A 15581-nucleotide genomic window follows, 5' to 3' on the forward strand; every position below is an offset into this window, starting at 1 on the left:
GGCTCAGGCGGGAGGCTCGGCCGATCCGGCCACGAACCAGCCCGACGGCCCGACGTCGGTGCCCATGCGGGGGACGTACTGGTCGAAGTAGATCCGGGCGACCAGCTCGCGCCGGCTCCGCACGTCGGTCTTGGCGAACACCGACTTCAGGTGGTCCTGCACGGTGTACGCCGAGAGGTGCATCGACGCGGCGATCTCCTTGGTGTCCATGCCCTGGAGCACGCGCTCGGTGACGTCCCGCTCGCGCTGGGTGAGGTCGAAGGCGGCCACCACGAGCGGCACGATCTCCGGCGGCCGCGCCTCGTCGATCGTGACCACCACGTCGCCGCCGCGCCCGTCACGCGGGCTCAGCGGTGTCGCGTGCAGCACCAGCCACATTCCGCTGCGCGCCCGGACCCGGGAGCGGGGCGGCCGCACGGCGGCGCCGCTCGCGAAGCGCCGGGCAGCGCCGACCAGGCTGGCGATGATGCCGCCGGGGTCACCGTCGTTCATGTCGGTGAGCAGCTCGTTGAGGCGCTGCTCGGCGCCGGCACTCACCTGCAGCACGCGGTCGTCGGCGCCGATGATGACCACGGCCGGCCCGACGGGCGGCAGCGACGGAGCGGTGGAGCGCAGCCGGCTGAGGATGCCGCTGCGCACGCCGACCGACATCGACTCCGAGAGCGACGCGAGCAGCTCCACGTCGTGCTCGTCGAAGCGCGCCTCGCCCTCCTCGCGGAAGATCGCCAGCCCGCCCCAGCACTGGCCACGGTCGCGCAGCACCAGCCGGAGCTCGTCGCCGAAGCCGAAGTTGGGGCGCATGAACTCGTTGAGCCGCGGCGACCCCGGGGAGGCGGCCACGGTCGCCACGGCGGGCACGGCGCGGTGGGCGAGCTCCATGAAGGCGGTGGTCTCGACGTTGCCGTACTCCAGGAGTCCCCACTCGTGGTCGTGGGTGTCGTCGCGGTAGAGGGCGCCGCCCTTCAGGGTCCCCGTGAGCAGCAACGTGCTCGGGTCCACGGTCGCGAAGCAGGACGCGACGTGCGGCACGGCGCGCGCGATCGAGTCGAGCGCCTCGGACACGAACTCGTCGAGGTCGAGTCCGGCGCGGGCGACGACGTCCACGTCGCGCTGGACACGCTTCGCCGTCAGGTCAAGGGCCATGAGAGGAGTCTGGGGTCACTGGGACTCCCGGGGACATCCCACATTTGTGGGGTCTTTCCTGGCCCACGTGGGTGTGTCGGGAAGTCCCCGACTCCGGGGGATGGTCCGTGCCGCGCCGCGCTCACAGGCTGGTGCCACACCTGAGACCGACTGGAGGAACACCATGACCGAGATCGCAGCACGGCGCACGACGCCGGCCGGGCCGCACGCCAGCCAGCAAGCCGACGTACGGGCCGAGCGGCTGCGGGGGCTCTGCGGAGACTTCGTGCACCTGCCGGGGGACGAGGCGTACGACGCCGGCCGCCGGCCGTGGAACGTCGCCGTCTCCCAGCTCCCCGCCGCCGTCGCCGAGCCGACCACCGTCGAGGAGATCAGCCTGCTCGTCCGCGTCGCCGCTGCCCTGGGGCTGCGGGTGACCGCGCAGAGCACCGGACACGCGGCCGGGATCCTCGCCGCCCACCGTCTCGACGACGTCGTGCTCGTCCGCACGGGACACCTGCGCGGGGTCTACGTCGACCCCTACAACCAGGTCGCGCGTGTCGAGGCCGGGGCCAGCTGGGAGGACGTGATCGACGTCGCGGCGCCCCACGGCCTGACCGCGCTGCACGGGTCGGCCCCCGACGTGGGCGTGGTCGGCTACACCCTGGGCGGCGGCCTCGGCTGGTACGCCCGCAAGCACGGCCTGGCCACGAACGGGGTGGTCGGCATCGAGCTGGTGGGGGCGGACGGCGAGGTCGTGCGCGCCGACGCGAGCACCAACCCGGAGCTGTTCTGGGCGCTGCGCGGCGGCGGGGGCAACTTCGGGATCGTCACGACCATCGAGATCGGGCTGCTGCCGATCGAGGACGTGCACGCCGGGATGATGCTCTGGGACATCAGCCGTGCCCCGGAGGTCCTCCCCGTGTTCGCGGCGTGGTCCCGCACGGCTCCGGAGGAGGTCACCACCTCCTTCCGGATCATGCGGTTCCCCCCGATCCCCGAGCTGCCGGACTTCCTCCGCGGACGCAGCCTGGTCGTCCTCGACGGAGTGGCGCTGCTGCCGGACGAGGACGCCGCCGAGGTGCTGGCGCCGTTCCGGGACCTCGACCCCGAGCTCGACACCTTCGCTCGGGTGCCGGCGGCCTCCCTGACCAGGCTGCACATGGACCCGGAGAACCCGACGCCCGCCGTCGGTGCCGGCATCGTGCTCGAGCACCTCGACGACGCGGCGGTCGAGGCGTTCCTGGCGAGCGTCGGTCCGGACGCGTCGACGACCGTCTTCATCGCCGAGCTGCGCCAGCTCGGGGGAGCGCTGGGTCGGCCGGCTGCCGACGGAGGGGCCTTGAACAGCCTCCCCGGCAGCCACCTCGCGCTGTTCATCGCGATGGCGCCGACGCCGGAGATCGCCGCGGCCGGGGACGAGGCGATCGACCGGGTGCTCGAGAGGCTGGAGCCGTGGAGCTCGGAGCGGCCGTTCCTCAACCTGGCGGAGCGTCCGGTGGACCCGCGCACCGCCTTCGGTGCCGAGGGATGGCAGCGGCTGCAGGCGGTCAAGCGCTCGGTCGACCCCGGGGAGCTGTTCCTGGGCAACCACCGGATCCGCGGCGACGCCTGAGCGACCGTCGAGAGTCCGCGGAGGAGGGGCCCGACCGGGCGGGACCCTCCCCGTGGGCAACCCGCCCGGACACGCGGCACGCGCGCGATGCCGAGCCCCTATCGTTGCCCCCATGGGAAAGCAGGAAGACTTCGTGCTCCGGGCACTCGAGGAGCGTGACGTCCGCTTCGTGCGGCTGTGGTTCACCGACGTGCTGGGCTACCTGAAGTCGGTGGCGATCGCGCCGGCCGAGCTCGAGGGTGCCTTCGCCGAGGGCATCGGCTTCGACGGCTCGGCGATCGAGGGGTTCGCCCGGGTGACCGAGGCCGACATGCTCGCCCGCCCTGACCCGTCGACCTTCCAGATCCTCCCGTGGCGCGGCGACGGGCCCGCCACGGCGCGGATGTTCTGCGACATCGCGATGCCCGACGGGTCTCCGTCGTACGCCGACCCGCGGTTCGTGCTCAAGCGCACGCTGCAGTCGGCCGCCGAGCAGGGCTTCACGTTCTACACGCACCCGGAGATCGAGTTCTACCTGTTCAAGGGCCAGCCGGAGCCGGGCCAGCCGCCGGTGCCGGTCGACCAGAGCGGCTACTTCGACCACACCGCGCAGAGCGCCGGCTCCGACTTCCGTCGCGAGGCCATCACGATGCTCGAGTCGATGGGCATCTCGGTGGAGTTCAGCCACCACGAGGGCGGTCCGGGCCAGCAGGAGATCGACCTCCGGTACGCCGACGCGCTGTCGACCGCCGACAACATCATGACCTTCCGCACCGTCGTCCGTGAGGTGGCGCTGGGTCAGGGCGTCTGGGCCAGCTTCATGCCCAAGCCGTTCACCGAGCAGCCCGGCTCCGGCATGCACACGCACGTGTCGCTCTTCGAGGGCGACCGCAACGCGTTCTTCGAGGCGGGCGCGGAGTACCAGCTGTCCAAGACCGCGCGGCACTTCATCGCCGGGATCCTGCACCACGCCGCCGAGATCACCTGCGTGACCAACCAGTGGGTGAACTCCTACAAGCGGCTGATCGGCGGGGGAGAGGCGCCGTCGTACATCTGCTGGGGGCACAACAACCGCTCGGCCATGGTCCGCGTGCCGATGTACAAGCCCAACAAGGGGCAGTCCACGCGCATCGAGCTCCGCTCCGTCGACGCGGCCTGCAACCCCTACCTGGCCTTCGCGGTCGTGCTCGCGGCCGGCATGAAGGGCCTGGCCGAGCAGTACGACCTGCCCCGCGAGGCCGAGGACGACGTCTGGTCGCTGACCGACGGTGAGCGCCAGGCGCTCGGCCTGCAGCAGCTGCCGAAGAACCTGCACGACGCGATCGTCGTCGCCGAGCGCTCCGAGCTCCTCGCCGAGACCCTCGGCGAGCACGTCTACGACTTCTTCCTGCGCAACAAGCGCCAGGAGTGGGAGGACTACCGGGGCCAGGTCTCGGCGTTCGAGCGCGACCAGATGCTGCCGGTCATCTAGGCCGGCCGGGTCGACGTACGCATGGCCCGTGACGAGTCGCTGCTGTCGGCGGGCAACCTGCTCCGCGCCGGCTTCCAGGACGGTGACCGCGCCGCGGAGCACCTCCGCTCCCTCGGGCCGGCGGCGGGACCACTGGTCGCGCTGCTGGCGCGGACGGCCGACCCCGACCTGGCGCTCGCCGCCCTGCTGCGGGTGCGGGCGTCGGCGGACGACGGTGACGCGTTGATCGGTGCCCTGGTCGAGGACGAGGGCACCGCGATGCGGCTGCTCAGCGTGCTCGGGCTCAGCAGCGCGCTCGGGGAGCACCTGGAGCGGCATCCGGAGCACTGGCGCGAGCTGACCGACCCGACCCTCGGCTCCACCCGTCCGGCGGCGTACGCCGTGCGCGCCGGCCTGGTCGCCGCCGTGGGCGCCGATCCGGGGGCTGCCGAGCCGGTGGCGGCGCTGCCCCACGAGGCGGCCGTGGACGCGCTCCGGGTGGAGTACCGCCGAGTGCTGCTGCGCCTGGCCAGCCGCGACCTGGCCCACCACGTCGCCGTCGAGGACGTCGCCGCCGAGCTGTCCGACCTCGCGGCCGGCACCCTGGACGCCGCCCTGGCGGTCGCCCGTGCGCGAGTCGGCCCGGACGCGTCCCGCTGCCGGCTCGCAGTGATCGCGATGGGCAAGTGCGGGGGCCACGAGTTGAACTACGTCAGCGACGTCGACGTGATCTTCGTGGCCGAGCCGGCGGCCGGCGAGGACGAGCAGGCCGCCCTCCGCATCGGCACGCAGCTCGCCTCGACCCTCATGCAGGTGTGCTCGGACCAGACCGCGGAGGGCACGATCTGGCCGGTCGACGCCGCGCTGCGCCCCGAGGGCAAGGCCGGACCGCTGGTGCGCACGCTGGCCAGCCACCGCGGCTACTACGAGCGCTGGGCGAAGACCTGGGAGTTCCAGGCCCTGCTGAAGGCCCGCCCCGTGGCGGGCGACCTCGCCCTGGGTCGGCAGTACGCCGAGACCATCGGCCCGATGGTCTGGCACGCCGCCGAGCGGGAGGGGTTCGTCGAGGACGTGCAGGCGATGCGACGCCGCGTGCTCGAGCACATCCCCGCGCACGAGGCCGACCGGCAGCTCAAGCTCGGCTCCGGCGGGCTGCGCGACGTCGAGTTCGCCGTGCAGCTGATGCAGCTGGTGCACGGGCGCACCGACGAGGCCGTGCGTCCGCCGGCCACCCTGAGCGCCCTGTGGCGCCTGACCGAGGGCGGCTACGTCGGCCGGGAGGACGGCCGGTCGCTGCACGACGCGTACACGTTCCTGCGCACCTTCGAGCACCGGATCCAGCTCCACCAGCTCCGGCGCACGCACGTCGTGCCCGAGGACGAGGCCGCCCTGCGCCGCCTCGGTCGCTCGATGGGGCACCGCCGGTCACCGGTCGCCGAGCTCGTGAAGGAGTGGCACCACCACCGCCGCGAGGCCCGCCGCCTGCACGAGAAGCTCTTCTACCGCCCCCTGCTGGCCGCGGTCGCGCGCATCCCCGGCGAGGAGGCGCGGCTGACGCCCGAGGCCGCGACCCAGCGGCTGGCCGCGCTCGGGTACGCCGACCCGGTGGCCGCGCTGCGCCATCTCGAGGCGCTCACGTCCGGGGTGTCCCGGACGGCGGCCATCCAGCGCACGCTGCTGCCGGTGCTGCTGGAGTGGTTCGCCGACGCCCCGGACCCCGACGCCGGCCTGTTCGGCTTCCGCAGGATCTCCGACGCGCTCGGGAGCTCGCCGTGGTACCTCAAGCTGCTCCGCGACGAGGGCCAGACCGCCCAGCGGCTGGCGCAGGTGCTGGCCACCAGCCGGTACGCCACCGACCTGCTCGAGCGGGAGCCGGAGGGCGTGAAGATCCTCGGCGGCGAGGGCGGCGGCCTGCGTCCGCTGGGGCGCTACGCGATCCAGACCGAGATGCTGGCCAACGCGGCCCGGCGCGACGACGCGGTCGCCGCGATCCACAGCATCCGGGCGATCCGCCGGCGCGAGCTGCTGCGGATCAGCGCGGCCGACCTGTGCGTGCCGTTCGGGGTCGCCGAGGTCGGCTACGCCCTGACCGACCTGACCGATGCCACGCTCGAGGCGGCCCTCGCGGTCGCCACCCAGGCGGTCGAGCGCGAGCGCGGAGTGGCGCTGCCCACGCGCATCGGCGTGATCGCGATGGGCCGGTACGGCGGCTACGAGATGGGCTACGGGAGCGACGCCGACGTGATGTTCGTGCACGAGCCGAACGCCGGTGCGGAGCCCCAGGCGGCGGCGAGCGCGGCCCAGGCCGTGGTGCTCGAGCTGCGCCGGCTGCTGGCGCTGCCGGCGACCGACCCGCCGCTCGAGGTGGACGCCGACCTCCGGCCGGAGGGCAAGCAGGGGCCGCTGGCCCGCACTCTGGACTCGTTCGCCGCCTACTACGCGAAGTGGTCGGCGGTCTGGGAGGCCCAGGCGCTGCTGCGCGCCGAGCCCGTGGCCGGTGACCGCGCGCTCCTCGCCCGGTTCACGGCGCTGATCGACCCGCTGCGGTTCCCCGAGGCCGGGCTGGGCGCCGACGACCTGGTCGAGATCAGACGGATCAAGGCCCGGGTCGACGACGAGCGCCTGCCGCGCGGCGCCGACCCCGCCACCCACTTCAAGCTCGGCCGCGGTGGTCTGTCCGACGTCGAGTGGACCGTGCAGGTCCTCCAGCTCCAGTACGCCGGCGCGGTGCCCGCCCTGCGCACGACCAAGACGATCGAGGCGCTCACTGCTGCCGTCGCCCACGGGTTGCTCGACGAACCCGACGCCGAGGCCCTCGAGGCGGCGTGGAAGCTGGCCAGCCGGGCCCGGAACGCCACCGTCCTGGTGCGCGGACGTCCCTCCGACCAGCTCCCCACCGACCCCCGGGAGCGGGCAGCGGTGGCGCGCATCCTCGGCTACGGGCCGGGCCAGACCGCGGCGATGGTCAACGACTACCAGCGCACGGCCCGGCGGGCACGCGCCGTCGTCGACCGGGTGTTCTGGGCCGACAGATAAGCGATGTGCTTCATATCAGTAGAACTTTCGCTGTATGCTTCATTCCATGAGGGATGAAGTCCCATGCTGACGGCCACGGTGATCGGGGACGTCGTGGCGTCCCGGCGGGCCGGTGACCGTCCCGCCCTCCATGAGCGGCTGACCGGGCTGCTCGACACGATCAACGACCGCTGCTCGCCGACCACCCCGCTACGGATCACGGTCGGCGACGAGTTCCAGGGCGCGTTCGCGACGGTGGGCCAGGCGCTGCAGGCGTCGCTGCGGCTCCGGCTCGGTCTGCTGCCGGAGCACGACGTGCGTCACGGCCTGGGGTGGGGCGAGGTGAGCGTCCTGCAGGAGGATCCGCGGGTCGAGGACGGCCCGGGCTGGTGGGTGGCGCGCGACGCGATCCACGAGGTGCAGCGCGCCCAGGAGCACGCCGGCAGCCGCTACCGGCGTACGGTCTTCCGCATCGCTGCCGACACCGCCGGACCCGACCAGGACCTGGTCGAGGCCGCGCTGGTCCTGCGCGACGAGGCGGTGGGCGCGCTCGGCGAGCGCTCGTTGTCGATCCTGCGTGGTCTGCTGGAGGGGCACACGCAGCGCGAGCTGGCCGACACCCTCGGGATCACGCCGTCGGCGGTCTCGCAGCGGGTGCGTGCAGACGGACTGTCGGCCCTGGTCGCGGCCGACCTCAACCTCGGGAGAGTCTCATGAGCTGGATCGCGGTCCTCATGATCGGGATCGCCGTGGCCGACCTCGGTCACTCCGTGCGCCCCGTGCGGATCGTGCCGGAGTGCGTCGGTGCCGCGGTGGCCGTCCTGGTCGGCGTCACCTGCGGGCTGACCGGGCTGCGTGACGTGCTGGCTCTCGTGGTGATCGCCGCGATCGTGCTCGGCTGGGGCTACACCGTGCGCCAGGGCTTCGGTCGCAACCGCGCGTCCGTGCCGCTGCTGCTGATCGGGGCGGCCTTCGTGCTGGCCGTGCTGGTCGCGCCGGCAGCGAGTCCGGCGGGTGGAGTCCTGCAGGACTGGCTCTCGAAGGACCCGCTCCCGGTGCTGCGCGGGCTCGACGCCGATCGCGCGCTGCTGCTGTGCGGTGCGTTCCTGGTGCAGCTGTCGACCGGCAACGTGCTGGTCCGGCTGGTGCTGGCCGCCACCGGCACGGTGAACCCCACGCGGCTGGGCGGGATCGACGACCCCGAGACCCGGCTCAAGGGCGGTCGGCTCCTCGGTCCGATGGAGCGGGTCTTCATCCTCGGGCTCGGCCTCGCGGGCCACCTGACCGCGGCCAGCATCGTGATCGCGGCCAAGGGCCTGCTGCGGTTCCCCGAGCTGCAGTCCAAGCAGGACCAGGTCCGCATCCACCACCTGACCGAGTACTTCCTGGTCGGCAGCTTCGTCAGCTGGCTGGTGCCGCTCGGCTCACTGGTCCTGCTGGCCCGGTAGGTGCGACCGCCCGACCGTCACGACCCGGCGAGGTCCTCGGCCGCGAGCGAGGCGAAGACCATCGCCGTGCCGAGGGGGACGCCCGGCCCCGGGTAGACCGCGCCCACCACGGACGCCGAGGAGTTGCCGGTCGCGTAGAGCCCGGGGATCGCGCTCCCGTCGGACCGCAGCACCCTCGCGTGGGCGTCGGTGACCAGCCCGCCCTTGGTGCCGAGGTCGGAGAGGACGAAGCGGGCGGCGTAGAACGGCGGTTGGTCCACGGGCACCAGGGCCTTGTCGGGCCCGTCGCCGCCGGCGAAGAAGGTGTCGTACTCGTCCGACCCGCGTCCGAAGTCCTCGTCCAGGCCCTTCTCGGCGAAGCCGTTGAAGCGCTCGACGGTTTCGGGCAGGGCGGGGAGGTCGAGCCGGTCGGCCAGCTCCTGCAGGGAGTCGCCCCGGACCCACGTTCCGGCCGCGAGGTGCTCGGCCGGGTCGCCCTCCGGCATGGCGATCGCGGGCAGCCGACCGCCCTCGCGGGAGTCGAAGACGAACCACGACGGGATCCGTCCCGGAGCGGCGGCCATCGCGCGCCCGAACCGGTCGTAGGGCAGGCACTCGTTGGCGTACCGGCGCCCCTCGTGGTCGACCATGACCCCGCTGCGGAAGCCGAGGGTGAAGGAGCCGCCGCCGTCGGGCTGCTCGAGGCCCGGGCAGAACCAGCCCTGGTCGAGCAGGTCGGTCGCGGCGCCGGCCTCCACGGCGGCCGCGATCGGCTCACCGGCGTTGGTGCCGGCCGGAGCCATCGACCAGGCCGCGTCTCCCGGTACGCCGTGCTCGGACCGCCAGGCCTGGTTGCGCTCGAAGCCGCCGGCGGCGATCACCACACCGCGGAGGGCGTGCACCTCGACCACGCCGTCGCCAGTCCGGGCACGTACGCCGACCACGCGTTCGCCCTCCCGCAGCAGCCCGTCCACGCAGTGCGAGGTCAGGACCGTGCCACCGTCGCGCACGAAGGCCCAGAGCAGGCGGGCGATCAGGGCCTGCCCGCCGCTGAGCGTGTTGCGGCCACCCTCGCCCGCGCGGTCGCGCTCGACCGGAGGCCGCACGAGCCCCGCCACCTCGGCGGGCAGCTCGTCGCGCCGCACGTTGGTGGGCTGGATCGAGCGGCCCCAGCTGACCCGGCCCGGCGCGTCGAAGTACTCGGGGAACGGCAGCCACTCGAAGACCAGCGCGGGGTCCTCCTCGAGCGCGGCCACCACGCGAGGAGCCTGGAGGAGGAACGCCTCGATCTTGTCCCGGTCGGGGTGGTCGAGGATCGCCCCGAGGTAGGTGCGGGCGGACTCGGTGGAGTCGGCGATGCCGGCGCGCTGCTGCACGTCGGAGCCGGGCAGCCAGCAGGCGCCGCCGGAGTACGCCGACGTACCGCCGAGCTTGTCGGTCTTCTCGACCACCACGGTGCGGAGCCCGCGCTTCTGGGCCAGGTGCGCGGCGGTCATCGCTCCGCCTCCGGAGCCGACGACGACGACGTCGAAGACCTGGGCTTCGGGCATGGACGATCCCTTCGGGTGAGGACTGCAGGTCAGGAGAGGTAGGCGACCAGGGCGCCGGCCAGGCCGGCACGCGCCTCGTCGGAGTCGGTGTAGGTGCTGAGGAACTGCTCGCTGTGCAGGCCGCGCATCGCGCCGGGCAGCAGGCTGCGGACGCGCGCGAGCTTGACCGGGTCGACGTCGAGGCCGTCGAAGGCGCGCTCGACGGTCTCGGTCCAGGCCGCGTCCCAGTGCGCGATCGCGGCCGCGGTGCGCGGGTACGCCGCCTCCAGCTCGTCGCGCTGCCGGGGGAGGGCGAGCCGGAGGTGGTGGATCGCCCGGGAGGCGGGCCGGTCCATCGCGCTCCACAACAGGTCGAGGATCGCGTCGACGCGGGCGCCGAGGTCGGGGGAGCCGGGCAGCCGGGGCGTCATCGCGTCACGGTCGGCGAGGACGTACTCGAGCACGGCCGCCCAGAGCCCGTCGACGTCGCCGAACTGGTGCTGGACGGTGCCCCAGGTCGCGCCGGCCTCACGGGCGACCGAGCTGGCGCTGACCGCGTCGGGGCCGCCCTCGGCCAGCGAGCGCAGCGCGGAGCGCAGCAGGTGCTCCCGGGTCTCCAGGCCCCGCTTGTTGAGCCGGGTGCCCTTGGCGCTCAGGGTCATGTCGGTCGGTCAGCTCAGCCCGAGGCGGGCACCGTGGCGGGCGATGAACGCCTCGACCTCCTCGGCGCTCTTGTCCGGCAGGCCCCAGATCACCTCGGTCGCGCCCGCGGCCTCCCAGGCGGCGAGGTCGTCGGGCGACGGCCGCATCGCGACCAGCACCGCGATCTCCGGGGCGCCGGCACGGCCGGCCGCCTGCCAGGCCTCGTGCAGCGCCGCCGCCTTGGCAGCGATGTCGGTCTCGATCGGCGTGGTCATCCACCCGTCGGCGTTCGCCGCGATCCAGGCGAAGGTCTTCGGGCCGGCTCCCGCGCCGACGAGCAGCGGGATGTGGGCCTGGACCGGCTTCGGCCAGGCCCAGGAGGCGCCGAAGCTCACGAACTCCCCGTCGTAGGCGGCTTCATCCTGCGTCCACAGCGTCCGCATCGCCTCGACGTACTCGCGCAGGACCGTACGCCGCTTGCCGGCCGGGACCCCGTGGTCGCTGAGCTCGTCGGTGTTCCACCCGAACCCGGCGCCGATCGTCACCCGGCCGCCTGACAGGTGGTCGAGCGTCGCGATCGTCTTGGCCAGCGTGATCGGGTCGGACTCGACCGGCAGCGCGACGGCGGTGGAGAGCCGGATCCGCTCGGTGACCGCGGCCGCCGTGGCGAGCGAGACCCACGGGTCGAGCGTGCGCAGGTAGCGGTCGTCGGGCAGGGTCTCGTCACCCGTGCCGGGGTGGGCGGCGTCGCGCTTGACCGGGATGTGGGTGTGCTCGGGCACGTAGATCGTGTCGAAGCCGGCGTCCTCGGCGGCCTTCGCCGCCCGGGCCGGGGTGATCCCTCGGTCGCTGGTGAACAGCACGATGCCGTGACGCATGAGGTCTCCTGTCGCGCCGCCCGGTCGGGCGGTCAGGACAGAATCATAGTGCACTCAATGAGAATGCAGGACCCTCAGAGGTGGCGTCCGAAGTCGGCGGTGACCCAGGGCCGTCCACCGCTGAAGGCCACGCCGAAGCCCACGTCGCGCAGCCGGCAGTTGTCCAGGTTGGCGCGGTGCTCGGGGCTCTGCACCCAGTCATGGAAGACCGCCCGCGGCGTGGCCTGGCCCCAGGCGAGGTTCTCGGCGAGGATCCGCCAGTGGGTGTAGCCCGCGGCGACGTCGCGCGCGACCAGGTCGCCCTCGCCGGCCAGACGGTGCGAGAGGTCGGCCGTGTAGGACATCAGGTCGCTGTGCCGCTGGGCGGCCAGGACCAGCGCGGGGTCCAGCCGCAGGGGGCGGCAGCCGCGGGCGACCCGGCGGTAGTTCGTGCGCGCGAACAGGCGGCTCGCGAAGTACTCCGCGGTGAGGGCGCCGGTCGTGGACCGCGTGACTGCGGCGCCGTTCTCCGAGCTCGCCTGCACGGGGGCGGCCGGGATCAGGAAGATCGCCACGAGGCCGAGGAGGCTCGCCGACCACAGCCATCGCGTCACGCGCACACTGTGGCGGTCGCCTGGGCGGCTCGCAACCGGTTCGGTGAAGTTCATTCAGGTCCTTCCGCTGGCTCGTCCGAGTGAACGGGGCCGTCGATGCCGCTCCCGGGCGGTTCGGCGTCCTGGTCGGGTTGCTGGTCGGGCTGCTGGTCGGGCTGTTCGTCGGGTTGCTGGTCCGGCTGGGCAGATACAGGGGCATTATCCCTCATATCGGTCATGTCGGACCGTTACCCCATCTTCAACGATTCAGCACGAAATTGGTACCGGAGACCGCAATTTGGGCAGGTCGGTCCGAAGGGTTACGGGGCGGTCGGTCTCAGGCCGGGGTTCCGGGGCGGTTGAGCCGCCGGAACATGCCGCGCTGGGCCCGGTAGAGCCGGGGGAACTCGTGGAACGCCCGGTCGTAGACGCCGCGGACGACCGGGTCGGGCGGGAAGACCCGGTCGACCGGCACCAGGCCGCGCACCTCGCCCCGGGAGACGTCTCCGAGGGCGAGGCCCGCGTTGAGCGCCGCACCGCGCAGCCCGGCCAGCAGGGGATCGGCGACGCGCTCGACCGGCCGGTCGGCGATGTCGGCGACGATCTGGCACCACAGGTCGGACTGGGCGCCGCCGCCGATCATCCGCACGGGCCCGAGCCGGCGCCCGGTGAAGTGGTCGGCCGCCTCGAGCAACCAGCGCAGGTTGTGGCCGACGCCCTCGAGCACGGCGCGGGCGAGGTCGGCGTGGGTGGTCGTCACGGAGACGTTGTGGAAGCCGCCGCGCGCCGACCGGTCGTCGACCGGGCTGCGCTCGCCCCCGATCCAGGGCGTGAAGATGACGCCGCCGGCTCCGGGTGGTGAGGTCGCCGCCAGCGCCGTGATCTCCGGGTACGACGGCCGCTCGCCCTCGAGCCCGACGGCGACGACGTCGCGGAACCACTCCAGGCAGCGGCCCGCGCTCTCCTGGTTGTTGCCGAGCAGGTAGCCGCCCCCGGCAGGCTCGCCGAGCCCGGGCACGGTCGCGAGCTGGCGGACGACGTCGGTCTTCTTCGTCGGCAGCGGGCAGCTGACCCACGACGTCGTGCCGATCGACACATGGGTCTCGTGGGGGAGCACGCAGCCCGAGCCGATCGCGGCCCCGTGCAGGTCCGGCATGCCGGTCACCACCTGCGCGGCCGGGGAGATGCCGAGCCCGGCCGCGACGGCCGGGAGGACCGGGCCGATCACCGACCCGGACGGGACCAGCGGCGGCAGCCGGGTCGGGTCCAGCCCGGCGAGCGCGAGCAGCTTCGCGTCGTACTGGAGGAGGTCGAGCCGGCGGTTGTCGGTCAGCCAGGCGGCGGTCATCGACATGTGGGACGCCGCGGCCACACCGGTGAACCGCATCGAGAGGTAGTCGACCGGCTCGAGGTACCAGCGGGTCCGGATCGCGATCTCCGGCCGGTCCCGCTCGAGGTGGAGGATGTGGCCGAGGGGGTCGTCGCCCGACGTCGACGGCACCCCGCCGGTGTGCCGGATCCAGGTCGCGAGCGCGCGACCCCGGAACCCCTGGACGTGACCGCCGACCACCCGACGCGCGTGCGGCCCGCCACGGGTGTCCATCCACATCACGCACTCGCCGACCGGGTGGCCGCTCGCGTCGACCGGCACCGTGCTGGCCCACTGGCCGGTCACGCAGACCGCGACCACCTCCTCGGGCCGGCACCCGGTCTCACCGACGGCCCGCCGGGTCGCCTCGACCACGAGTCGCCACCACTCGTCGGCGTCCTGGGTCGCGGCGCCGCCCGGGCCACGGACGGTCCGCACGGGCAGGTGCTCCGACCACAGGATGCAGCCGGTCGGCGTCACCAGCCCGACCTTCGGACCACCGGTGCCGAGGTCGACGGCCAGCACCAGCCGGCGCATCACGAGGCGTCACCCGCCCGGGGGCGGGATCGACTGCTGGGCGTCGAGCATCTCGCTCATCATCGCGATCACGAAGTCCTCGACGTCGGTCGTGAGCCCGCCGGCGACCCCGCCGTAGATCGCGCTCAGGTACGCCGGTTCGCCGGCCGCCTGCTGCTTGCGCGCGTGCTCGACGGCGGCGGCCAGGTCCGCGCTGAACTGCTCGACCACGCCCGGCTGGGTCTGCGGTCCCGTGACCGCCATGTGGATCGCGTTCGGGTACTGCTGCCCGTTGAACCGCCAGCCGCTCGCGGCCATGTGGTCGGCCACGTGGTAGATGTCGAACTCGTCGGAGGTGAAGCTGAAGCAGAAGGTCGGAGCCCCCAGGAGGCGGAGCTCCGGGTGCTCGAGCACCACGGCCTTCATCGCGTCGGCGGTGGCGAAGATCGCCCGGGCGTGCTCGCGGTAGCCGTCGCGGCCGAGCTCGACCATCGCGGCCCAGGTCGCCGCCAGCAGCCCGCCCGAGCGCGAGCCCTCCATGCCGGGGGACATGTACTTGCCACCGCTCCATCCGACGTGGTGGAAGTACTGCGCGTTGCGGAAGGCCTTGTCGCGGAAGACGACGGTCGAGCTGCCCTTGAACGCGTAGCCGTACTTGTGCGTGTCGGCCGAGATGCTCGTGACCCCGGGCACCCGGAAGTCGAAGCGGGGGATGTCGTAGCCGAGCTCCTCGCCGAACGGCAGGATGAACCCGCCCAGGCAGGCGTCGACGTGCAGGCCGACGCCGTGGGACCGGGCCACCTCGCCGAGCTCGGCGATCGGGTCGATCGTCCCGTAGCCGTAGTTCCCGGCCGAGCCGACGATCGCGATCGTGTTCTCGTCGATCTGCGCCTCCGTGGCGGCGACGTCGGCCAGGGTCGTCTCGGGGACGACGGGCACGGTGCGCATCTCGATCCCGAAGAGGTGGCAGGCCTTGTCGAACGCGGCGTGCGCGGTCTCGGGCCGGACGAGATTGGGCCGGGTGATGCCCCGGTGCTGCGCCGCGTGGTCGCGGTAGCCGAGCATCGCGTGGAGGATGCTCCCGGTGCCGCCGCTGGTGACCATGCCCGCCGGGGTCCCGTCGTCGACCGCGTCGGCGTGCATCAGGTCGAGGACCATCGCGATGATCTCGCCCTCGAACTTCGTGGCGCTCGGGCACATGTCGCGCTGCAGCGCGTTCGTGTGCGCGAACAGCCCGAAGGCCTCGTTGAGGAACCGGTAGTGGTCGTGGTCGCCGGAGTACATCGTCCCGGAGCACTTGCCGCTCTCCCAGACGGCGTCCTCCTCGCGGGCCATCGTGTGCAGCTCGGCGAGCACCTCGCCGCGCGCGCGACCGGCGTCCGGCAGCGCCCGGTGGACGGGGAAGCGGTCGGCGTACGGATAGGTGGCCATGGCACCCAATCTCCGAGACGGGCGCCCGGCCGGCAC

Annotated in this window: 12 protein-coding genes; 5 read left to right on the plus strand and 7 right to left on the minus strand. The window is 73.2% G+C overall.

The annotated features are described in order from the left end of the window. Nucleotides 1-3 precede the first annotated feature (3 nt). A complete protein-coding gene (locus EFL26_RS13785) occupies nt 4-1143 on the minus strand; it encodes a helix-turn-helix transcriptional regulator (protein ID WP_123223414.1) in 1140 nt (379 codons plus the stop codon). 163 nt (nt 1144-1306) lie between these two features. On the opposite strand from EFL26_RS13785, the gene EFL26_RS13790 reads away from it, so the two are divergent. From EFL26_RS13790 to EFL26_RS13810, 5 genes are all read left to right on the plus strand, one after another. Further along, a complete protein-coding gene (locus EFL26_RS13790) occupies nt 1307-2737 on the plus strand; it encodes an FAD-binding oxidoreductase (RefSeq protein WP_123223415.1) in 1431 nt (476 codons plus the stop codon). Nucleotides 2738-2849: 112 nt separating this feature from the next. Continuing rightward, nucleotides 2850-4187, plus strand: a complete 1338-nt coding sequence (locus tag EFL26_RS13795; RefSeq protein WP_123223416.1) for a glutamine synthetase family protein — start codon at nt 2850-2852, stop codon at nt 4185-4187. Nucleotides 4188-4208: 21 nt separating this feature from the next. After that, a complete protein-coding gene (locus EFL26_RS13800; RefSeq protein ID WP_123223417.1) occupies nt 4209-7202 on the plus strand; it encodes a bifunctional [glutamine synthetase] adenylyltransferase/[glutamine synthetase]-adenylyl-L-tyrosine phosphorylase in 2994 nt (997 codons plus the stop codon). Nucleotides 7203-7265: 63 nt separating this feature from the next. Then, entirely contained in the window at nt 7266-7898 is a 633-nt protein-coding gene (locus EFL26_RS13805) for a SatD family protein (protein WP_123223418.1), read from the plus strand. Then, complete coding sequence (locus tag EFL26_RS13810; RefSeq protein WP_123223419.1) at nt 7895-8629, plus strand: hypothetical protein; 735 nt, start codon at nt 7895-7897, stop codon at nt 8627-8629. The genes EFL26_RS13805 and EFL26_RS13810 overlap by 4 nt, the downstream gene beginning before the upstream one ends. Nucleotides 8630-8646: 17 nt before the next feature. Here the strand turns inward: EFL26_RS13810 and EFL26_RS13815 are convergent, their stop codons facing one another. The 6 genes from EFL26_RS13815 to EFL26_RS13840 all read right to left on the minus strand — a co-directional run bounded on the left by EFL26_RS13815 (nt 8647) and on the right by EFL26_RS13840 (nt 15545). Next, on the minus strand, nt 8647-10158 hold the full coding sequence (locus EFL26_RS13815) for an FAD-dependent oxidoreductase (protein WP_123223420.1): 1512 nt from the start codon (nt 10156-10158) through the stop codon (nt 8647-8649). A 29-nt stretch (nt 10159-10187) separates the two neighbouring features. Then, complete coding sequence (locus EFL26_RS13820; protein WP_123223421.1) at nt 10188-10799, minus strand: TetR/AcrR family transcriptional regulator; 612 nt, start codon at nt 10797-10799, stop codon at nt 10188-10190. Nucleotides 10800-10808: 9 nt separating this feature from the next. Next, nucleotides 10809-11657, minus strand: a complete 849-nt coding sequence (locus EFL26_RS13825; RefSeq protein WP_123223422.1) for an LLM class F420-dependent oxidoreductase — start codon at nt 11655-11657, stop codon at nt 10809-10811. A 74-nt stretch (nt 11658-11731) separates the two neighbouring features. Continuing rightward, nucleotides 11732-12250: a CAP domain-containing protein gene (locus tag EFL26_RS13830; RefSeq protein WP_183408182.1), complete on the minus strand. Its 519-nt coding sequence runs from the start codon at nt 12248-12250 to the stop codon at nt 11732-11734. A gap of 316 nt (nt 12251-12566) precedes the next feature. After that, nucleotides 12567-14135: a xylulokinase gene (locus EFL26_RS13835; protein WP_123223424.1), complete on the minus strand. Its 1569-nt coding sequence runs from the start codon at nt 14133-14135 to the stop codon at nt 12567-12569. A gap of 9 nt (nt 14136-14144) precedes the next feature. Further along, on the minus strand, nt 14145-15545 hold the full coding sequence (locus EFL26_RS13840) for a pyridoxal phosphate-dependent decarboxylase family protein (RefSeq protein ID WP_123223425.1): 1401 nt from the start codon (nt 15543-15545) through the stop codon (nt 14145-14147). Nucleotides 15546-15581: the final 36 nt, after the last annotated feature.

The organism is Nocardioides pocheonensis, assembly GCF_003725535.1.
GTDB classification, from domain to species: Bacteria; Actinomycetota; Actinomycetes; order Propionibacteriales; family Nocardioidaceae; genus Marmoricola; species Marmoricola pocheonensis.